This is a genomic window from Chitinophaga sp. S165 (assembly GCF_003182155.1).
In the GTDB taxonomy this organism is placed as follows: Bacteria; Bacteroidota; Bacteroidia; order Chitinophagales; family Chitinophagaceae; genus Chitinophaga.
This window is the reverse complement of record NZ_QGTG01000007.1, coordinates 1-20,845: the sequence shown is the minus strand read 5'-3', so window position 1 is coordinate 20,845 and position 20,845 is coordinate 1. Positions and strand designations below refer to the sequence as shown.

Sequence of the window (20,845 nt, the reverse complement as noted above, 5' to 3'; positions counted from 1 at the left end):
ACCACAGTATTAATTCAGGATTGTTAGGAGAAAGCGGATATTATACCGCTGGATCAGCGACTGGTTCAGTACTCTCTTCAACGGGCTTCGCTTCCTGCATGCTTTGCCGGATGACAAACTCCAATAGCAGACACGCAAATACAAGTGTAAAAATGAATGGAAATGCCTGATATCTGAGTACGATCGGTGAGGCAAGCACACTGAATCCCAAGTTAGCAAGCCAGATTAGCAGAACAATCCATAATACTTTACGGTAATAAGGAGTAATCTTAGAAAAACCACCGAGAAATACAAAGCCAAGAAATCCGAAACAGAAGATCACGTTTATCATGGCTAATAACGTCGGAAATATTGCAGTAATAATTATATCCTTATTCTTTGAGAAATGATGGACCTTATTAGATCTATACCCAAACCACGCCACAGCTCCCTGGTCGACTGTGTCACTCCCCATATTTACCATTCCCAAAAATTCGGTTGGAGGCGAATAATAGTTTATAAAATTTGGCCAGACGTAATAACGAAGGAACGCCCCCGGGTGCTCCCGGATTAACCAGCTGCCATACTGTCCAAAGAAATTTGATACGGAAGCCCATTGTTTTAGATAGTGCGTAGTACTATCCCTTTTATACTTTTCTATCAGGTATAATTTCAAAGGAGCTTTGTCATCCCATAAATAATAAACACCTAATTCCTGATCGGGTCGCTGTTTAAGTCGGTTGAGGGAATCCATATGTTTTACCGTAATAGTATGGATTCTCGCGAATTGCTTTGGAACAGGCGCCCTATCGGCCGGAGGAACATGCGCATACATAAAGAGTGCATTACTTCCCATCTGCCATCCACCAAAGGGAGAAAAAGTAGCTATTCCCAGCCTTTCTTTGAAAGTAAGCGTTGTATATATGGCAAACCATCCAACCGGTATAATAATGATAGCTAGTTTTAACAATTGCTCTTTAAACGTTCCCTTCACAAGTAACACTACCAAAATGCTTATAAAAGGGTAATACAAGGCATTATAGCGCACGGAAAATACAAACCCTAATACCAGCGCATGAAAGATAAACATCCTACCATTGGGGAGATAGAGTAGCCAGAATAAGCTTGTCAACCACAACAAACTACATGTAGAGAATAGCGCATCGCTGGATATAAAATTGGCAATATATAGCCAAAGCGGATTGAGAACGAGGAAGGCGAATAGCAATCGCATTGTCCATTTACCAGGGTGTAATAAGTATTTAATGGAAAACAAGAAAAAGAGTATTCCTGCTTGCAATAATGCATATTGCACAATGACCAATGCGGTATCAGATCGATTAAATACGCTTACAATTCGTAGAAACTTTGAGTACCCCACCGGCCACATGTTAATGTTCACATTATTATGGGCGGCGTCTATGTAAGAGTACGAGTCCGGCAAAAAGTTAGGGAAGGGATATAATTTTAGTATGATAGTCACCAATATTCCAGACATCAGTACAGATAATATTAAACAGATTCTATTCTCCTTGTCACGCCCATTACTTTTTAGAAAATCGGAGGGGAATAAGGGTTCTTTGAGTGTCATAATTCCGTAGGTTAACATATAAAGCTAAATGGGTGTAATATAGATAAGGATTAAGCGAGTGTGCTTAGTAGATGCAGAATATTTAATGAGAAATTTCTATTGACCAGCATGGCAATGTTACCCGACTGACGTTATTTTGTAGATTGTAAAAGTCACGATTGAATCATGACTTTTACAATCTACAAAATAAGAGGCAAAGAAAATACATTAGTTAAAATTACATGTAAATGTATCTGAAACTTCCACACATGAAGTAAAAATATTTGGAATTGGCGTTGTCATAGAGCCATATACTGCTAGCGCTGATAACCCATTCGTTAATGTTGTTGTTAAAACACCCATATCGCAAAAAGAAACGTTTGTTGTTGTGCAAAGCCGAGTTACGGACAGTGTGAAAACTCTCGCATCCACAGTGACCGAATAAGTAGTCAGAGGTATATTTTTATATATATACACTGGAGTACCATTAAGTGTATTCTTAAACGCCCAGGCCCCTGCAAAGAGCGCGAAAGAACCGATTGTAATCAAAATTGTTCTTGCATTTTTCATAAGATAAAAATTGCTTTTTAGGTTCCAAAAGCTAACCCTATATGCTAGGAAATTCTATATGGTTTCATTTTACTCATAAAGTAGTCATTAATCGTACCTTCTTTTGTTTCTTAAGTATCTTGTTCCATCTTTTATTCAACGGAGATGTAAGAAGCTGGAACTGTGGCGTGGCATTGTACATTATTACATGAGCCAATTAGGGGCTTATATTTTAAAAAACCAACATACTGTTTCAATTGTCTGCCAAATATAAACATGCATTTATTCAAAACTCTCCCAAAGATTATCGATCATCCAGATTTCATCTTTATATTCTTATACCCAAGCATAGCAATTTATCCAATTAACACCTCATAAAGTTACAGCTCTCCCTACTTTTGATAATTAGTAGCAAGGATTATTTTATCATAAGAACACGCCCTAATACATACCTTATTTCAATCAAGCCACTGAAATAAACTGATTTCACGGCTGTACTCGAAATCATCAATCCACAACTGACTGATTGAATATAGCACCAAGCCAATAATCCCACCTCTCATTTTTCATAGCTAGATCCTAAAAATCCTTTGAGTGCTATTAATATATAAGTTTTTCGTGTTGCTTGGAATCAAAGCATGATCAAATCATATTAAAATTAAACAACTCTCTCCTTTCCTGATCTTCTATGAGATTTCCACCAACAAAGAATGGACGCTCAAATCAGGTATTGCAATTAAAGGCCAATAGCGACCTTCCAAAACAGCTTTAAAAAACAATGTTACCCAAATCACTTTAATGCTACATTATCTATAAGAATTATTAAAGGATGATCTTTTCTCCAATTTCGCAAAATTCGAACAAAAAAGAATAATTCGATCTAGCAAACGCATATATTTCACAGTAACCATAGTTCAGTCAAATCGTCTAAATTTATGAAGTCACAATTCAAATCATAAATAAATCTATCTCCACTTTGATCATGGCTTATCAAAAAGTATCTTTTTATGAAAAAATTCATTTATATAGTTATCATCTTTCATTCAGTTTTATTCGGCGTGACTGCTCAGAAAAAAACAATAGATAATTCTTCTTATAAAAGTTGGGATCAATTAAGTTCATACAATCTAAGTAGCAACGGAAAGTATGCCTGGTTCAAGAATTGGTCGTTGAGTTCTAGTAGGATTTTAAACGTAATATTTCTAACGGACTTTCAAAAAATTATCTTTCCTGATATTGAGGGAGATCCAATTTGGGTTTCTGATAATTCATATTTGATTTTTAAAGCTAAAATGGCATTGAACATTTTTAATTTAGAAACGAAGAAAAATCAATGCATTGCAGACGTAAAAGACTTTAAAGTATCAAAGGACGGCCATTGGATAGCCTATAACTGTCAAGGACAGTTAACGCTTAAAAATCTTTCGTCAAATTATGAGAAAAAATACATCGGAGTGGAAGAAAGTTTATTAAATGACCAAGGTACTACCCTTCTGTTGCAAAAAAAAGGAATACTCATATGGGTTTCGTTAAATGACATGTCGGAAAAAATAATTGCGGAGGACTCAACCTACAACAAGTTAAAATTTGACAAAGCTGGAACTAAAATCGCCTATTTAACAGGTTCAAATGAATTAATCTTAAAATACTTTGAATCTGAAATGTCTGAAGTCCAATCTCTTATTGCCCCCACAACATCCAATCTCCGAAATAATTTCGAGATTTCGGATGAGCCAATCTGGTTTAGCAACAACAGTGAGAATATCTTTTTTAAATTGAAGAAAAAAGAAGCCCAAAATCAAATCTTGGCAAATGATACATTATCAAGTTCTAAAGTTAATATATGGTATTATAAAGATGAATATCTACACTCAGAGCGGCAATACGAGGAACTTAATTCTAATCGATCATCCTACACAGCTGCATTCGCCATTAAACAGAAAAACTTAGTACATTTAGAGAACGATAAACAGATTCTCATTGCTTCTCCCGGCAAACATTATGCTTTAGTTCGAACAAAAGTGCAGGAGCAAGAACTATATTGGAATAACGCTTTAATATCCTATGAATTAATATCGATTACTGACGGCGTTAAACAGCCTATTATTCAAGTGCCAAACAAGCTGATCGACATAGCGATATCCCCGACCGAGAAGTTTGTTTTATGGTATGACCCCAACAAGGACAGCTACTTTTCATATGAAATTGGAACAGGAGTTACCAGAGATATATCAAGTCAAATTATTGAACCACTATTTGTCGATAGTGATAGAGCAGATCCGACTTCTGTCGGCGTAGCTGGATGGCTTTATGAAGATTCCTCTGTATTAGTCTATGACAGACATGACATTTGGGAATTGGACCCTTTAAGCTATTCGCTTCCAACTAATATTACGAATTCATTAGGAAAAAAAAATAATTTGGCATATAGAATTGCTGTGATGGCTGATGAGATGCCACATAATAGATCGGATGATTCCCTTCTACTTGTGGGATTAAACCTAAGTACGAAAGAAAATGGTTTCTGGAAGTTATCCTCAAAGAAGCATTCTTCTCCTGTTATGTGTTCAATGTCTTCCTCTATTTATTATTTTCCTTCCTTTTTCGTGGGAGCCCCACATGTTCGACCGATGAAAGCGAAAAATGCAAACATTTTTCTACTGACTCGCTGTAGCGTCGATCAGGCACCCAATTTATTCATAACTTCCGATTTTAGAAATTTCAATCAAATTTCCGATATAGCTCCCCAAAAAGATTATAACTGGATGACATCCGAACTTATTCGATGGAAAATGCTAGACGGTAAGATCGGTGAAGGTATTTTATACAAACCAGAAAATTTTGACTCAACCAGAAAGTATCCTATTATCTTTCATTATTATGAAAGAAAGAGCAATGAGCTGAATCAATTTCACATGCCATCACTAAGTACAGGAGGCCTAAATATCCCATGGTACGTAAGTAATGGTTATCTTGTTTTCCTTCCGGATATAAAGCCCTCTAAAGGAAGTATTGGTGATGATGCCGCGAATTCCGTGATATCAGCAGGCCAATATTTTGCAAAGAAAAATTGGATCGATTCTACAGGCATGGGACTTCAAGGACATAGTTATGGAGGATATGAAACAAATTATATAATTACAAAAACCAGCTTGTTTTCAGCGGCACAATCATCGGCCGGGTTATCCGATTTGGTTAGTGAATTTGGCGGGCTTGGATTTGGAGACAAAAGCTTAACATTCATGACTGAGGTGGGTCAGATGAATCTAGGGAAGGCTCCATGGGAAGATCCATTAGTGTATATCAAGAATTCCCCAATATTTTATTCAAATCATGTCAGTACTCCATTATTGATAATGCATAATAAAAACGATGGAGCAGTTCCATTCTCGCAATCTTTAGAATTTTTCGTTTCTTTACGTCGACAAAAAATACCAGTTTGGTTATTGCAATATGATGGAGAAGGACATATATTATCAAACTCTATTAACAAACTTGATTTTAGCATTAGGCAACAGCAATTTTTCGATCATTTTCTTAAACACACACAAATTCCAAAATGGTTAAAGGAAATCGCGCCTATAAGAAAAAAATAAGTAGAGAATAGAGAACGCATGATTAAAGGCTATATGCAGATATAATTCTCGATCATGCTATATTGAATGACATATTGAAAAAAGTTTTACCCCCAAAAAAGGAGGAGCAATTATTTGACAAAGAATATAATGTAAGCATCGGAATGGGCGTGCAGGGTTATAGAATTATCTCGTTCCATGTCTTACTACTCTGGCAGCAAATATTTGGGGAGGATATACCTCTTTACGTATAACTCCGCAGGAACGCATTCCAATTGCTCTGTTTCCAACTGTCCAACCTTTTTACTTCCTTCGGGAACGTGTTCCCGTTCAAGGATTATTTTCCCTACGCAAGTGTTCAAGAAGTTTATTATGTCCCGGATGGATGGCAGGGGCAGTGACAATATTGGTCCGTATATATTCGATCTTACGGAATTTAGTAATGCCGTTGAGAACTTGATCTGTTGTTATATCTAGTAGCAAATGATCTGGGTTATTTACGTGTAAACACCCGAGATAGAGCGTCTTGCCCGCATGGAAACGGCTGAATAATATTGTAGCTATCAAACTGACAATATGGAACGCAATATTATAAGCAGAGGCAGACGTAGTCATGAGGAGATCACCCTCCTTTTGGAACAAAAGGTTCAGGAAGGGATTAGCACGAAGGACTTCTGTAAGATGAATGGGGTCACCACTTCGACCTTTTACAATTGGCGTGCGCCCATGAAGGCTGTTTAATAAATGTATCAATGGCAAGGTACCAGACCAGTGTTCATTAGAGGTCTGTCATCACCAGCTTATCCGTCAGGGAAACTAAACAGGGAGTGTAGCATGCTGGTAAAGCTTTAAGTCAGTTAGTTATCAAACTGCGACTGAAAGGTGGATGAGATCACGTTACAAGGATAAAGTCCTTACTGACTGAATGATAATTCAAGCGGAGCCCGTAAACTCTTTGGCGTAAGATAACTAAAATCGCCATACTGTGATACCTACTCTCTTTTGCCAGTGGAGACCGGGCGCGAACAGATCACAGCGCAGCTACTATAGGTAGAAAAGAATGGAAGTCATATCCGACAAACGAGAATGCTTTGTTATTAAACAGATGAATGGGGATTACTCTAAGTCGGAATGCCGCTGATGCGGCTATAAAGCGCAGGCTTTTGAAAATCCGATATGGTAACGGAGCTTCCGTAGTAGTTCGAGCAAGGGAAAACCTTGTACATGGCGAAGGGATGCAGCCAATATCTTTTAATACAATTAAAGGAAAATGTGTGAGACATTATGAGAAATCCGGCAAACGTATTAAACAGTCTATCAACGCACAGTAATTTACCCGGCTATAAGTTTAAAAGGTTGTACAGGATATTATTCAATGAGGAAATGTATTACACCGCTTATCAAAACATTTATGCTAAACCGGGTAATATGACTGAGGGGATATCGGACAATACAATTGATCAGATGAGCCTCACCCGAATTGAAAACCTCCTCAATACAATCCGGGATGAAAGTTACCATCCCTTACCTGCTAGACGGACTTACATTCTGAAGAAAAACGGTAAAAAGCGTCCGTTGGGCATCAGTGTTTTCGAAGACAAACTATTGCAAGAGGTTATCAGGATGGTACTGGAAGCAATCTATGAAAATAGTTTCTCTCCGGCATCACATGGGTTTAGACCACAAAGAAGCTGTCATACGGCGATCATGCAAATTAAGAGGACTTTCACAGGTGCTAAATGGTTCATTGAAGGTGACATCAGTGGGTTTTTCGACAACATCAATCATGATGTTTTGATCAACATACTGAAAGAAAAAATAGATGATGACCGCTTTATTCGTTTAATCAGGAAGTTCCTCAATGCAGGTTATGTGGAAAATTGGGTATTTCATACTACCTATAGTGGAACTCCGCAGGGTGGTATTGCAAGCCCAATTTTGGCCAACATCTATCTGGACAAGCTAGACAAGTATATGGAAGAGTTTAAAAAACGATTCGATACTGGAAAAGCAAGAAGAGGTAACCCTGTTCAAGACAAACTATGGCGAAGGAAAGAAACGCTTGTGCAACAACTCCAAACAGAGAAGGAGCCTCAGCAGCGCACTGCATTGATCAAGGCCATAAAAGCGATTGAAAAAGAAAGAGCGCTGATTCCACCACGTGACGAGATGGACAATAATTATAGAAGGCTACAGTATGTAAGATACGCGGATGACTTTATTGTTGCGGTGATAAGCAATCTTGAAGACTGTAGGACTATCAAACAGGATATTAAAAACTTCCTGAATGATAAATTAAAACTAGAACTCTCAAATGAGAAAACACTTATAACCCACGCTAATTCACCAGCGAAATTTCTGTCATATCATCTGACTATAAGCAAATCTAATCTAACAAAAAGGAACTCAAAGGGGGCATTACGCAGGGACTATAATAAACGCCTTGTCATAAAAATCCCACCTGATACAATCAAAAAGAAACTGATTGATTATCGTGTCATTAAGTTTAAGAACAATAATGGCATGGAGAAATGGGTTCCATATTACAGGCCCAATTTGCTTTACAAGGACGATCTGGAATTACTCCAGCATTATAATGCGGAGATAAGAGGCTTCTATAATTATTACTCACTAGCATTAAATGCCAGCTCTGTACATTCTTTTAAGCATATTATGGAGTACAGTATGTATAAGACTTTTGCGGCAAAGTATCAGACTTCTGTGCACAAGATTTGCAGCAAATACATTAAAAATGATGTCTTTACAGTAGACTACATTAACAAAAAAGGGAATGTAAGATCGCAATTCTTCTATGAGACAGGTTTTAAACAAAAGCCAAAGACTGTAATGTATAATGTTGACATCATACCCAAAGTTGCTTACACCTATGGTACCACCAGCCTGATAGATAGGCTTAAAGCGCGAAAATGTGAATTGTGTGAAAGCGTCGATGACCTTGAAATGCATCACATTCGCAAGATGAGTGATATTAAAAAGGGTAAACAGCATTGGGAAAAGATGATGATAGCCAGACACAGAAAAACGATGGCTGTATGTAAATCATGTCACCAGAAGATACACAACGGAGGATAGACTGCGGATATTGGGGGAGAGCCGTATACCTGGGAACGGGTACGTACGGTTCGGAGGCGAACACAGGGAAACCTACTATAGCAATATAGCAAGGCGCCCGGTGTTTAGCCTACAGAAACGGGTACTGCTAAAAAACGGCGGTATTTCAGCCAATCGTTTTATTCCAACTACGATCATGGATATAGCCCCCGTTAGGTTCCCCGTTCGCAGAAATCGCAAGTCCTGATGGCACTATAATCAGAATATTCCAGCATGTACCGGCAGATTATCTAAAATCAATAAGATAGCCGAATGCTTCATATATCTTCTTCCTACCGGTAGTTATTGTGTAGCGAGCCTGCAGATATGCGTAAATCATTCCATGGGCTGGCCACCATGGTTAAATATTACATGGGTAAAGACGTGGTGAATGGCGATGTGTATATTTTCATAAGCAAACGTCGCAATGCCATTAAATTGTTGTGTTTTGACGGCGATGACTTTGCGATGTACTACAAACGGAACAAGGAACCTTTGAAATACCTGTGTATGATAAGTGCCAGGGGCACTCAATATCACAGATGCTCAGTTGATCATGATCCCGAAAGGGATTGTTTTGAAGACTGCCACTTATAGAAAGAGACATAAGGCCTCTTATTCGCTGAATAACAATCCACTATAGCCTATTTGCCGTATATTGTATTGGCATGAATACGGTACCCCAAAAAATTACAAACTCCTCTACGAACAAAGCCTGAAGGAAGTAGAACGTCTTAATACTGAACTGCAGAAAATGCAGCTACAGATGAAGAAGTTCTCTGAAATAGTGTTTGGTAGCAAGCGGGATCGTTTTATAGGTCATCCTTCTCAATTATTACTAGAACTAGACACGACTGAGTCTTACCCTTCTTCTTCCCTGAACGAAGCAAAGAAAGTAACTTATGTAAAAGAAGATAAGCGTACCCGTAGAGCCCTGTCATCTTTGGGCACTTACCTGGAGAAGTTGCCGAGGGTGTATGAAACAAGAGAACTGGATCATTTACCTGCAGGCGCAGAGAAGATCGGAGAAGAAAAACATGAGATACTGGAATATACTCCCGGAAAACTGTTTGTAAGAGTTATCACCACTCCGCGCTATAAAATAGGCATTGAAGGTTCCCTAGGACAAACCCTGATTATAACAGCTCCTGATCCGCAGCGCCCATTGTTCAAATGTGTAGCAGGGGCTAGCCTGTTGGCGCAGCTGGTCACTGCAAAATATTGCGATCACCTTCCATTGTATAGACAGAACAAGGCATTCGAGTGGGTCTGTGCCGGTTTACCGTATAATACCATTGTAGATTGGACAGCGAAAGCCGCCGAGCTACTGTCACCGCTGTATGAAGCATTGAAAAAAGACGTACTAAAATCCACATATATCCATGTGGATGAAACGACACTTAAAGTGATTTGTGCGGAAGAGAATAAAACACGTAATGAGATCCATGATGGCTTCCTATGGTGTTATACCAATAGCATCGAAAAACTGATGTTCTTCGATTATCAGCCAGGCCGAGGACAGAACTGCACAATCGGGATACTTAAGAACTTCAAAGGCATTATCCAGACAGACGGCTGGCAGGTATACAAGAAAGTAGCTGCCAAACAGCAGGATATTACCCCAAATCTGTTGTTTGGCTCATGCCCGAAGAAATTTCACTTATGCCCAGACCTATGATACGGAAAGAGCTGAATATGCACTTACAAAGTTTGGTGAGCTTTATGCCATAGAGCGGCGGTGTAGGGACCAACAACTGGATTACAATCAGATCCGGGATATGCGTCAGAGAGAATCAGTCCCATACTCGAAGAGCTGCATACCTGGATGCTACAACAATATCAGACCTTGCCATCTGCCCCTATTACTACTGCTCTAAAGTACTCTTTGGAGAGATGGGACCGCCTGTCCTGGTACGTTAATGATGGAATGCTAAGTCCTGATAATAATGTAATCGAACGTAACATCCGACCGGTGGCGCTTGGAAGAAAGAACTTCCTGTTTGCAGGCAGTGTAGCAGGCGCCCCCCCTGGCTATGCTTTATAGTCTTATTGGAACCTGTAGTATGAATACTGTAAACCCGTATGAATGGTTGGAAGATATAATCTCACGTATCAACGATCATTCTGTTAACAGACTTAGTGAATTATTACCTCATAACTGGAAATCCTGATCACTGCCATAAGTGATTATCCTCTAAATACCTACACGCCCTATCTCGGGTGTTTACCTCTATCGCATTATTATCAATAAATAGCTTCCCCTCATTGGCATAAGCGCTTAATTTATCCCAGCGTTTTATGCTATATGCCAGTGCTTTGCCAATCGGGCTTTTAGGCAAGGCCTGCTGATACTCCGTTTGCATCCATTCACTCAGCAATGCTAGAATGGGTACAGATTGTTCCAGCCTCAGCTGTCTGCATGTTGTAATGTCTAGTAGCTGTTCAGTACAATTCTCTCTATAATATAAAGCTGCTGAATGAGATCTAATGCATATTCAGCACGCTGTTTATCGTTGTCAAGTGCTTCAACAAAGTACCTGCGAGCATGGGCCATACAATGAATAAGCGTAATTTTTTGCTGCTCAGCAATACCATCATATGCTGAGTCGCCATCTGTCTGAAGTATGCCGGTAAAGCTCTTCAGCATTGTAGCTGGTCCAGCTTTATTGCGCCCCTCCTGATAGTCAAAGATCACCAGCTTATTTATGCAGTCCTGATAAAGCCAGTAGAAGCCTCTATGCGTTTTACCCTTCTTATCCTTATCCAATACCGGGCAGGGTGTTTCATCAGCCTGGATGTAACCACCTTTAAATGTTTCTGCCACCAATGCATCGTATAATGGAGTAATCGGCTTACACATAGCACTTACCCATTCACTGATTGTGGAATAAGGTAGCTTTACACCTGAACGATCGAAGCGTTGCATCTGACGATGGAGTGGAAGATGGTCCGTATACTTGTCGATAATAAGTTGTGCCAGCAATCCTGAACCGGCCATACATTTATCGATAGGCTGAGTTGGAAGGTCTGCAATAATGATGGTGGATTCGATAGTTTTTTCCGTTGGCAACAAGTATTTCGGGCGGATATACTTCTTAATATATAATTCAGCTGGAATGCATTCCAGTTGCTCTGTTTCTATTTGCCCGATTTTCTTACTTCCATCAGGTATATGATCAGGTTCCAGGATAATCTCCTCTTTACGTAAATGATCTGGTAGTTTATTACGACCTAGATGCACAATGGTGTCGTTTCAATATTGGTACGGATATATTCAATCCTTCGAAAGTCAATCGTTTCTGTGACAGCAGGCCGCTCTGGTGCAATCCCAAGCGATAACTGGTTCGGGGTTGTTTCTACAACTAACTTCTCCTGACGGCTTCCAAAGATCATTTCCTTTAACTGCGCCAGTTCCTGCTGAAGTAGTGCAATAGTTGAGTATTTCGCGTAAAACCGGCCATCTGTCATGCTTTAACCAGCCAAGTATTTCGCGTGAAACCCAGCCAGGGGCACTAATGCAATTAGCAAATTACTCCAGGATTTCACATAAAAACCATCCAAAGGATTCAGAGCAAATCAAGCCGGAGGAAATATCCATAACAGCCTGCTTATTGATATCCGAAGGCATAGCAATCTTACAAAGAACTCATTTATCGGGTCAAATTTAGCTAAATTAACTCTTTCTCAAGGATCCTCCTTTCAATTCAATTCTATGAGCATTCGCTGTAAGTCGATCCATAAACGCATCCGCGTGAGTTGCCTCCTCAAATAGTTCATACCATTTGTCAACCGGTATCTGAGAAGTAACAATTACGGCGCCTTTTTTATAGCGGTCGTCCAATATTTCTATCAACGCAAGACTACTATTTAGGTCAAATGTCTTCAACCCAAAATCGTCCAGAACAATAAGAGGTGTCCGCTCAATTTTCTTCAAAGCCTTTCGATAGGAGCCATCCAGTCGAGCGGCTGACAGCTCATCCATTAGTCGATTCACAGGTAGAAAGCTGCAAGGATATCCGTGATCACAAGCGAGTCTTCCAAGAGAGCATGCAAGAAAAGATTTGCCACATCCTGTGGAGCCGGAGATTAGTACGTTTTGCCCTTTTTTGATATAGCTATTGTCACATAGTTTGAGGAAGTTCTCTTTGCTTAAGCCCCGATCCATTGAACAATTGACTTGCTCTGTGACTGCGTCATATCTTAATCGGGATTGCCTTAGATATCTGTCGCTGCGGTTTTGTACACGATATTCTTCTTCGGCTTCTGTCAATAATGCAAGAAGGGAATGCATATCGGGGTGTTGGTGAATCGGCGTCTCCAGTATTGCTCTATAGCGATTGGCCATGCCATACAGTTTCAATGAGGTAAGCTTTTCGTAAGTGATCTGCGTGTTCATACATTTGATTTTAGAAGGTGATTAATGATGGTTTTTGATTCGTTCATTTAATAAAATGAAAAACTCCTGTATGCTTGATGGACAAGAAGCGGCTACTGCCTCAATGTGTCTTAACATATGGCTTTGCTCTTCACGATCGTCTTCGGAGTCTGCTACCAGTGTAGTACCTTCCAGTCTTCCGTTACCTGGTGGAATGTGAATTAGAATGGATTTTTTTTGTTGCATGTATTTATCTTTTAAAGTAAACAACCTATTTATAGGCTTCAGGACCGCGAAGATTACAGTGTGAAGGAAGTTTTGATTTCAACTCAGATTCTTCCTGTTCCTTGTTATTGGCCAACATGTTGTTAATAGTCTTATACGATATAATTCCAGCCTTTAAGGCGCGTAGACAGACGTTTTCTAGCCTCTGTGGTCCTGCATGCTTATCTGCGGCCAATCTTAATAATCCTCTGCATGCGTTATAAGCTTGTTGTTCCTGAGGCCGTGATTGTAGTAGTGCTAAAATGTACGCATGTGTATGAGTACCAATTTTCGCTGCTTCTTGTAAAAAGTATGTACTGTCCCATCCTTTCTGTTTTTGATAGGCTTGATGATTAGGTGGCATATGAGTAGCAACTGTAGTATATCCTTCTGCTACGGGGCTTCTCATGTGTGTAGCTATTCTTTCCTGTCCGTTATAGATTTCTACTGTAGAGGTGTCGTATACCGCCGTTAATTTAACGCCTGCAAATCTGTATGGAACACTGTAATAATGGTTGTCTTCTGATAACTGAAAGTGATAATTATACCCAGCTTTCTTTTGTTGTCGATGCCGAATTATAAAGGGAAATGATGGTAATGGTGAAAGAGTTTCCTTTTCACTGTTGTTGAACCTTTCAAACCGGGTAAATCTCTTCTTTTGAAAAGGTTGATGATTATGTTGCTCTAACTCATGCCAGATAGCATCATTTAGTTCATTTAAGCTAAAGAAAACCTCATTACGAAGAGGGGCAAAAATTCGCTGGTAAGCGAGATGTACACCTTGTTCAACATGAGGCTTATCCTTGGGTTTCCGAACCCTGGCTGTAAGCAACGCTGTATTGTTATAAACGGACCACTGTTCCAACAGTTCGTTCAGCGCAGGCTCGTACAAGCAAGGCTTTATAACAGCCTGCTTCATATTGTCGCATTTAATATACAGAGATACTCCGCCGAAATATTGTAAGCAGTTATTCAATGCCTTCACTAATTGAGGAAGTGTTGCATCTGCAAGAGCCATCACATATGTATAGCCACTAAACGGCAGAACAGCTACAAATATGACACATTGAATTATTTCCCCACTATCAGGCTGTACATACGACATTTTATCGCCTGCAAAATCAATCTGAATGATTTCTCCAGCTTTATGTTCGTGATGCATGCTGACACCCTTGAGAGCTAGTTGCTCATCAAGTAAACCACAAAACCTGGTATACCCATAGCACTCAGGATACACTTTCCTATATTCTTTCAAAAGTAGCATTCTGGTAACGCCTCGCTTCCCTAATTCATTCAAGAAATACTCCTTACGAGCCATAAAGTCACTCAGTCTGGGATCGGCTGTTAACAAGGGCTTGGGCTGTAATTCCAAACCCAGTTCCTCGTCATTCAGACCCAGTAGCGTTTCATAACTCTTACCTGTGGCCTTAATTCGCTTATCATACACAGATACAGTCTCCCTGTTAAGTTCAAGTTCAATTGCAATATTTCGCATTGAGAACTCTCGCTGCAGTAACTGTATGAGCCTTCTTAATATTAGCATGTTAATGAATTTGTTAGGCATACGATCCGTTGATAATAAATTAATAATCAACGAATTAATAAATATAGCCTGTGATTTCCAATAATTACTTGAGACCACTATGCATTCATTATCAATACAATAAGCTTTGGGGGGGCATGCTGTATGAAAAAATTGGCTGGGTTTACTCTGAAATGTTTGGCTGGTTTGCAAACGAAGATTTTGGCTGGATTTGAAATGAGAAAATCACATCACTCCCAATTATTTTAGTAATAATTGGCTGGGTTTCACGCGAAATGTTTGGCTGGTTGAGACGTGGTGGTTGGCTGGATTAGATGCGAAATACTCACAATAGTACCTTGTGCCTGTTCAAAAAGGGCTTTATAGTCTATATTTTTTGTTGTTCCGGGGGCATTTCGCTGCAATAATAATAAACTATTAGCGCCTATATGTTAGCGCGATGTTAATGCACAGCAATTTTTTTACGATAGAGTTTCCTGTAATGTATCTTATTGAGACAAATACCCTGCAATATCAATAGTAACTGAGTGTAAGGTAACACCAAATGAGTATCGGTCAAGCCGAAAACCGGCAGTTCAAAAGTACCATCTTCAAGACGTTTATGATAAATGCAAAATCCATCATTCTACCACTGCAATAACTTGACCTGGTTACGTCTGCGGTTTAAGAACATAAATTTATCACCATTCAAGGGATTCTGATCCATCTGTTCATTTAAAATAGCGGCCAAACTATAAAAGCTCCTGTTAATATTGATCGGTTCCCTGTAAAGGAAATAACGGCTGGTACAAGAAAGGGCCAGCATATTTATGCAATTATTTCCTTCAATAGGCCCGGCTCCACGGACTGATGAAACAAAATCCGGTTACCATTCAGCAGGATTACTTCTGCAAACACCCTTTGTGCTATAATATTATGTTGCTTATCGGGTGATGTTCTTATAGGAAGGAATGCTTTAGATCTTGATTCTTGCTTGGGAGGTACACCAAATTGTCGTCTCCAGTATTTAAATGCAGATAGTGAGATCTGATGGCTGACACAAAAGCGTCCATCTTGAGATTGGACGTTTCCCATTGTTCTATAAGTGCCTTTTTCTCTGATATAGTTTTGCGAGGCGATGCTACTCGTGACGGGGATACCGACATCCTGAATATTTTTCCAGTAAAATTACAGCCCAGCGAATTCTGAGAAAGATGTAGTTGCTTGATGGCTTACGAACCAGAAAGCTTAATACTCGTCCCCATATAGATAGCGTGTAATTATTAACAGCTTATGGTACAATAGAAAAATCAAGTGGTGACCTAACGCAATGTGCGTTTGGCTCAGCGATATATCGCCACTTAATCCATTTATGCGTTTTAGGGTAGGCTAGTACTTAACACTCAAGTGAAACTTGCTGATCTGTTTTATACCTGTCAGTTGGTATGCTAAAGATGAGTCAAGAATCTCTCGCTTTACTTATCTAGCTGTAGTAATGCTAGTAATTTCTTCTGGGACAATGTGCTCAAAAAAATCCGTCCTTATGATAAATTAGTTATAGATACTAATTAGCAGAAAAAAGAGGAGGTGTAACTTTAATTAGGATATGAATGCAATATTTCACAACAGGAAACTTTATGTTCTTGAGAAAGAAAAAGATGTAGCATGGCTCCTATTCTGCCTGTATGATATATATAGTGATGCAATACAATCGTTTTAGTATCTAATTTATAAAAAAAACATTATTTAAGTCATCTGATCAGAGATATTACAATTAGGGTTAACGTCTATCGCCAGCATTGTAATATATATATATAAAGGATAGGCACTCAATTAAGGTTAGCTTTTCATACCTAAAAAGCACATTATCTCATGAAAAAGGCAAAAGTAATTTTAACAGCAATCGGTATCTTAGCAATTGTTGGCGGAGCTTTGGCGTTCAAGGCTAGATTTACTGGATCACCTGTTTATGTTTATAAAAACATACCTCTGACTACGTATTCAGTTACCGTTGAAGGCAGAGTTTATACACTAACGACCACTAGACTTTGCACATCAACTATTGGTACATGGTTCGCCCCTGCGCCTAACGGTCCCCTAACAACAACATTCACTAATGGATTACCTGCTGTTGCGACTTCAGGAGCACTTACAACCCCAGTTCCAGACATTTTCACTTCATGCCTTGAAGTGCCTGATACATTTACAATTAATGTAAACTAATCAATTAGCTTGTATCCAATTTCTCTTTTATTAAATAGTGCATGTCGTTTCATGCGCTATTTAATAAAAGAGAAAAATAAGGCAAGAGATTTAGATCATTAGTTTAATACTCCTTTAAAACAGTTCGACGCTTGGGTCTGGCGCTAATAGTAAGTCTTCTATATAGTCTATTTCTCGTTCTCTATTATGAAACAAGTAGGTCCCATAATCTGTACCTCGACTTCTGTTTTTCGTTCTATAAACCATTTCTGCTACGACTTCCGGATAGGAAGTGATCTTCCTAAACTATTATCCGTGTTCCTGTTCTCGGAAATATAAACATCCATTTTTAGGATAGTAAGTTAGTATACACAGAGCTACGCTCGTTTAAGAAATTCAAATGGAGATATCTCATTTAAAGGCGAGTTTCGATGATGCTGGCTATAGTCTTCCAACCATTGATTAGTAAAGAATCGTGGATCTATTTAAACAATCTTTTAAGTAGTTAAGCTTCGACAAAATTTAAGTTTAATAAGTTGAACATACTTAAGTAGTTAATCGCCTAATCATTCCATCCGAAATATGCACGACAAGTACTTCTATCCGCTTTTAAAAGAAGGTTGTGTTAAAGTCATTTGTCGACAACATAACGATAAGAACTAATTCATTAAGAACACCTTATTTATTAAGGTTATCTTTTCATATCTAAAAAGCACATTATTTTATGAAAAAGGCAAAAGTAATTTTAACTGCAATCGGAATATTAACAATTGTTGGTGGAGCATTGGCGTTCAAGGCCAGATTTGGTGGATCACCTGTCTACATGTACAAAAACATACCCTTGACCACTTATTCTGTTACCGTGGACGGCAGGGTTTATACATTGACGACAACTAGGCTTTGCACGTCAACGATCCCATTTTTTGCCCGTTCGCCTAACGGTCCGTTAACTACAACATTTACTAACGGATTATCTGCAATCGCAACTTCAGGCTCCCTTACAACACCAGTTCCAGATATTTTCACTTCATGTATTGAAGTACCTGATACATTTACAGCTAATATAAATTAACCTCATATCAAATTTCTCTTTCATTAAATAGTACATGTTGTTCATACACTATTTAATGAAAGAGAAAAATAGGGTAAAAGATATAGACACATTGATATAATACTCCTTTGAGACTATTCAACCTTTAGGCCTGGAACACAAGTAGTAAGATTTTTATATAGTCATTATTATAGCCTATTCTTCGTTCTTTATCGTAAACTAAGCAGATATTCGGATAGGAGATAGTTTCCAAAAGCTATCCGATCCGTTCTCTACCTCGGCAATGTAAACCTCTATTTTTAGGTATCCCTCCGAGCAAATGCATCTTGTTATTCATGATGACATGGAATAGTTTCGTATGAAATGAAAAGCATGTGATCATGTCGATAAATCAAACATCAACTTCACAACATATTAGATCCGTTACGGAGAAAAATAGGTTGCTGATAGAATGGCAACAAAGCAAAGTAACAATGAAGTCGTTCTGCATGGAGAAGGGCATCTCATTGTCTGGCCTTAAAACATGGATTAAACAATTTGACATGGGGCGTAAGCGCTATCCGGCTAAAAAAATACCGCCGTTTATATCCGTTATTCCGGATCAAGCATTGAACGGTTCTACCCCCTTTGTTGAGTATATTTTACCTGATAGTAGTCGTTTGGTGATCCATCATCCGGTGACCGCGATGTTTTTAAAGGAGTTATTAGATATTGAGAAAGGATGATAGCTCTTAATCCTGACTGCAGATACTTTTTGTATCGGGCGCCCGTTAATATCAATAAAAGCTTCTATACGCTGGCTGCTATAGTCAGAGAACAGATGAATACCGAACCCTTATCCAGGGATGTATTTATTTTTCTCAATAATAGGCGAACACAAATCAAAGTATTGGTATGGCAGGGAGACGGGGTTCGCCATTTTCCATAAGAGACTTGAGGAAGGCACCTTCGAATTGCCGGTGTTTCTACACGATCAAAAACATGTTGTAATCAGTTACAGTCAGCTAGTATTGATTCTCCAGGGTATTAGTTTGAGTAAAATACACTATAGGAGACGTTACCGCAAAGAAAGTGTGGCTCATTAACATCCTGCTAACATCTGAGCGCAGTTAGTTAGTTTGTTATTATTGCACTGCAATGAATACCCACGTGACAAATAACGACTATAAAGCGCTATATGAAGTTGCTCATAAAGAGAATGAACTGCTCAATTTTAAATTGCAGCAGCTGCAACACGAGCTCCTGCAGTTGAAGAAGATGATTTTCGGTAGTCGGCAAGAAAAGTTTGTTACAAACGTAAATAACCCAGATCAGCTGTTACTAGATATAGCAACAGATCAAGTTACCAGCGGCATTACTAAATTCCGTAAGATCGAATATATACGAACCAATATTGTCACTGCCCCTGCCATCCATCCGGGACGTAATAAACTTCACGAGCATTTGCGCAGAGAAGAAATAGTCTTTGAACCGGAACACGTTCCCGAGGGAAGTAAAAAGATCGGACAGCTGGAAACAGGTAAGCATCCGGTAGACAGCATCTATGTGATGATCTTTGAGATTGTTACTTTTGCTTTGTGATCCAGATATGCGGAAGAAGTTCTTTGATTCTGTTAATGGGATGGTCGTTGATGACTGTTAAAACATGTTTCAGCCAGAGGCTGGGATTAATGTTGTGCAGCTTACAGGTCGCGATCAGGCTGTAAAGCATCGCGATTCGCTTTGCTGACTCATGGCTTCCGGCAAAGAGGTAATTCTTCCTTCCGATCACAGTAGCCCTGATTGACCTCTCTGCCGCATTGTTGTCTGGATGTAGCTTTCCATCGTAAACGAAGGCACAGAGCTTATCCCAGCGTTTTATACTATAGGCAAGGGATTTTCCTATAGGGCTTTGTGGAAGTACCTGTTTGTATTGGTCTTCCATCCAGATTCCTAGTTTCTGGAGTATAGGTAAGGAATGCTTCTGTCTTAAAGCGGCTCGTTTTTCATTATCGTGATTTAACGCCCGGCTATCGCGTTCAATCTGATAGACGAGCTGTAATTGTCCCAGCACGTATTCTGCTCTTTCACGGTCGCTGTAAATAGCGTCAGCGAAGTATCTTCTTGCATGTGCAAGACAGTGGATTAAAGATATGTTATTAGTATCAACGATACTATTATACGCCGAGTAAGCGTCTGTTTGCAGCGTACCATAAAAATCTTTCAGCATTTCTGAGGGCCCTTCCCGGCCACGCCCGGGTTGATAATCAAAGACAACCAGCTTGTTAACATTATCCTGATAGAGCCAGTAATACCCCCGATGAGTGCTCCCTTTCTTATCCTTGTCGAGCACTGGTACCGATGTCTCATCAGCTTGCAGATAGTCAGCGTTAAGTACTTCTGTTACCAGAGCTCTGTAAATAGGAGTAATTAACGCAGCCGTCTTAGCAAAGCCATCATTCAGTGTTGAGTATGGTAGCTTTATGCCGTCTCTTTCCAGACGTTGTTGCTGGCGATGCACGGGGAGATGATCGCAGATCTTCTCTACAACCAGTTGAGCCAGTAAGCCTGGCCCCATCATAGATTTTGCAACTGGCAATGTTGGTAAAGTTCCGATAATAATTTTCGATGAAGTCTCGTCCGCAGATGGAAGAAGGTATTTGTTACG

Annotated in this window: 21 protein-coding genes and 2 pseudogenes; 13 read left to right on the top strand and 10 right to left on the bottom strand. The window is 39.3% G+C overall.

Annotation, left to right across the window (positions count from 1 at the left end):
• Nucleotides 1-40 precede the first annotated feature (40 nt).
• Both C7475_RS23350 and C7475_RS32825 read right to left on the bottom strand, forming a co-directional pair.
• Complete coding sequence (locus C7475_RS23350; RefSeq protein ID WP_146217632.1) at nucleotides 41-1,570, bottom strand: hypothetical protein; 1,530 nt, start codon at nucleotides 1,568-1,570, stop codon at nucleotides 41-43.
• 207 nt (nucleotides 1,571-1,777) lie between these two features.
• On the bottom strand, nucleotides 1,778-2,119 hold the full coding sequence (locus tag C7475_RS32825; RefSeq protein WP_146217631.1) for a hypothetical protein: 342 nt from the start codon (nucleotides 2,117-2,119) through the stop codon (nucleotides 1,778-1,780).
• Between the two features lie 986 nt (nucleotides 2,120-3,105).
• On the opposite strand from C7475_RS32825, the gene C7475_RS23345 reads away from it, so the two are divergent.
• The 7 genes and pseudogenes from C7475_RS23345 (at nucleotide 3,106) to C7475_RS33565 (ending at nucleotide 10,955) form a co-directional block, all read left to right on the top strand.
• Nucleotides 3,106-5,694 carry a S9 family peptidase gene (locus C7475_RS23345; RefSeq protein WP_110055830.1) on the top strand — a complete coding sequence of 863 codons (2,589 nt, stop codon included), beginning with the start codon at nucleotides 3,106-3,108 and terminating at the stop codon, nucleotides 5,692-5,694.
• Nucleotides 5,695-6,249: 555 nt separating this feature from the next.
• Complete coding sequence (locus C7475_RS33035; RefSeq protein ID WP_158286594.1) at nucleotides 6,250-6,414, top strand: transposase; 165 nt, start codon at nucleotides 6,250-6,252, stop codon at nucleotides 6,412-6,414.
• A 687-nt stretch (nucleotides 6,415-7,101) separates the two neighbouring features.
• Complete coding sequence (locus tag C7475_RS23330) at nucleotides 7,102-8,766, top strand: reverse transcriptase/maturase family protein (protein WP_233259938.1); 1,665 nt, start codon at nucleotides 7,102-7,104, stop codon at nucleotides 8,764-8,766.
• 324 nt (nucleotides 8,767-9,090) lie between these two features.
• On the top strand, nucleotides 9,091-9,381 hold the full coding sequence (gene tnpB, locus C7475_RS33575) for an IS66 family insertion sequence element accessory protein TnpB (protein ID WP_370445440.1): 291 nt from the start codon (nucleotides 9,091-9,093) through the stop codon (nucleotides 9,379-9,381).
• Between the two features lie 169 nt (nucleotides 9,382-9,550).
• A complete protein-coding gene (locus tag C7475_RS23320; protein ID WP_158286593.1) occupies nucleotides 9,551-10,462 on the top strand; it encodes a transposase in 912 nt (303 codons plus the stop codon).
• Nucleotides 10,419-10,828 (top strand): annotated as a pseudogene (locus tag C7475_RS33570) (transposase). The gene C7475_RS23320 and the pseudogene C7475_RS33570 overlap by 44 nt, the downstream one beginning before the upstream one ends.
• The gene (locus C7475_RS33565; RefSeq protein WP_110055822.1) at nucleotides 10,818-10,955 is read left to right on the top strand and encodes a transposase domain-containing protein; all 138 of its coding nucleotides are present in this window, start codon (nucleotides 10,818-10,820) and stop codon (nucleotides 10,953-10,955) included. Before C7475_RS33570 ends, C7475_RS33565 begins: the two are co-directional and overlap by 11 nt.
• On the opposite strand, the gene C7475_RS33560 is transcribed toward C7475_RS33565, so the two are convergent.
• The 7 genes and pseudogenes from C7475_RS33560 to tnpB (C7475_RS33555) form a co-directional block, all read right to left on the bottom strand.
• Nucleotides 10,956-11,213: a transposase gene (locus C7475_RS33560; protein ID WP_370445443.1), complete on the bottom strand. Its 258-nt coding sequence runs from the start codon at nucleotides 11,211-11,213 to the stop codon at nucleotides 10,956-10,958.
• A 2-nt stretch (nucleotides 11,214-11,215) separates the two neighbouring features.
• Nucleotides 11,216-12,025, bottom strand: a complete 810-nt coding sequence (locus tag C7475_RS23295) for an IS66 family transposase (RefSeq protein ID WP_158286590.1) — start codon at nucleotides 12,023-12,025, stop codon at nucleotides 11,216-11,218.
• Nucleotides 12,016-12,252, bottom strand: a complete 237-nt coding sequence (locus C7475_RS23290; protein ID WP_110055819.1) for a hypothetical protein — start codon at nucleotides 12,250-12,252, stop codon at nucleotides 12,016-12,018. Before C7475_RS23290 ends, C7475_RS23295 begins: the two co-directional genes overlap by 10 nt.
• 205 nt (nucleotides 12,253-12,457) lie before the next feature.
• Nucleotides 12,458-13,180, bottom strand: coding sequence for an IS21-like element helper ATPase IstB (istB, locus tag C7475_RS23285; protein WP_110055818.1), 723 nt, complete (start codon nucleotides 13,178-13,180; stop codon nucleotides 12,458-12,460).
• Between the two features lie 21 nt (nucleotides 13,181-13,201).
• Entirely contained in the window at nucleotides 13,202-13,405 is a 204-nt protein-coding gene (locus tag C7475_RS23280) for a hypothetical protein (RefSeq protein WP_146217630.1), read from the bottom strand.
• Nucleotides 13,406-13,430: 25 nt separating this feature from the next.
• A complete protein-coding gene (gene istA / locus C7475_RS23275; RefSeq protein ID WP_146217629.1) occupies nucleotides 13,431-15,158 on the bottom strand; it encodes an IS21 family transposase in 1,728 nt (575 codons plus the stop codon).
• 250 nt (nucleotides 15,159-15,408) lie between these two features.
• A pseudogene (gene tnpB, locus C7475_RS33555) lies at nucleotides 15,409-15,771 on the bottom strand (IS66 family insertion sequence element accessory protein TnpB).
• A 1,046-nt stretch (nucleotides 15,772-16,817) separates the two neighbouring features.
• On the opposite strand from tnpB (C7475_RS33555), the gene C7475_RS23255 reads away from it, so the two are divergent.
• The 6 genes from C7475_RS23255 to C7475_RS23235 all read left to right on the top strand — a co-directional run bounded on the left by C7475_RS23255 (nucleotide 16,818) and on the right by C7475_RS23235 (nucleotide 19,779).
• Nucleotides 16,818-17,168, top strand: coding sequence for a hypothetical protein (locus C7475_RS23255; RefSeq protein ID WP_110055812.1), 351 nt, complete (start codon nucleotides 16,818-16,820; stop codon nucleotides 17,166-17,168).
• A 703-nt stretch (nucleotides 17,169-17,871) separates the two neighbouring features.
• Nucleotides 17,872-18,219 carry a hypothetical protein gene (locus C7475_RS32820; RefSeq protein WP_146217628.1) on the top strand — a complete coding sequence of 116 codons (348 nt, stop codon included), beginning with the start codon at nucleotides 17,872-17,874 and terminating at the stop codon, nucleotides 18,217-18,219.
• Between the two features lie 359 nt (nucleotides 18,220-18,578).
• The gene (locus C7475_RS23250; protein ID WP_110055811.1) at nucleotides 18,579-18,923 is read left to right on the top strand and encodes a hypothetical protein; all 345 of its coding nucleotides are present in this window, start codon (nucleotides 18,579-18,581) and stop codon (nucleotides 18,921-18,923) included.
• On the top strand, nucleotides 18,920-19,126 hold the full coding sequence (gene tnpB / locus C7475_RS33550) for an IS66 family insertion sequence element accessory protein TnpB (RefSeq protein ID WP_110055810.1): 207 nt from the start codon (nucleotides 18,920-18,922) through the stop codon (nucleotides 19,124-19,126). The genes C7475_RS23250 and tnpB (C7475_RS33550) overlap by 4 nt, the downstream gene beginning before the upstream one ends.
• Complete coding sequence (gene tnpB, locus C7475_RS33545; RefSeq protein ID WP_110055809.1) at nucleotides 19,044-19,283, top strand: IS66 family insertion sequence element accessory protein TnpB; 240 nt, start codon at nucleotides 19,044-19,046, stop codon at nucleotides 19,281-19,283. The genes tnpB (C7475_RS33550) and tnpB (C7475_RS33545) overlap by 83 nt, the downstream gene beginning before the upstream one ends.
• A 52-nt stretch (nucleotides 19,284-19,335) precedes the next feature.
• The gene (locus C7475_RS23235) at nucleotides 19,336-19,779 is read left to right on the top strand and encodes a hypothetical protein (RefSeq protein ID WP_110055808.1); all 444 of its coding nucleotides are present in this window, start codon (nucleotides 19,336-19,338) and stop codon (nucleotides 19,777-19,779) included.
• Here C7475_RS23235 and C7475_RS23230 read toward each other — a convergent pair.
• A partial coding sequence (locus C7475_RS23230; protein ID WP_110055807.1) for an IS66 family transposase occupies nucleotides 19,763-20,845 on the bottom strand: 1,083 nt, incomplete at its 5' end. The genes C7475_RS23235 and C7475_RS23230 overlap by 17 nt on opposite strands.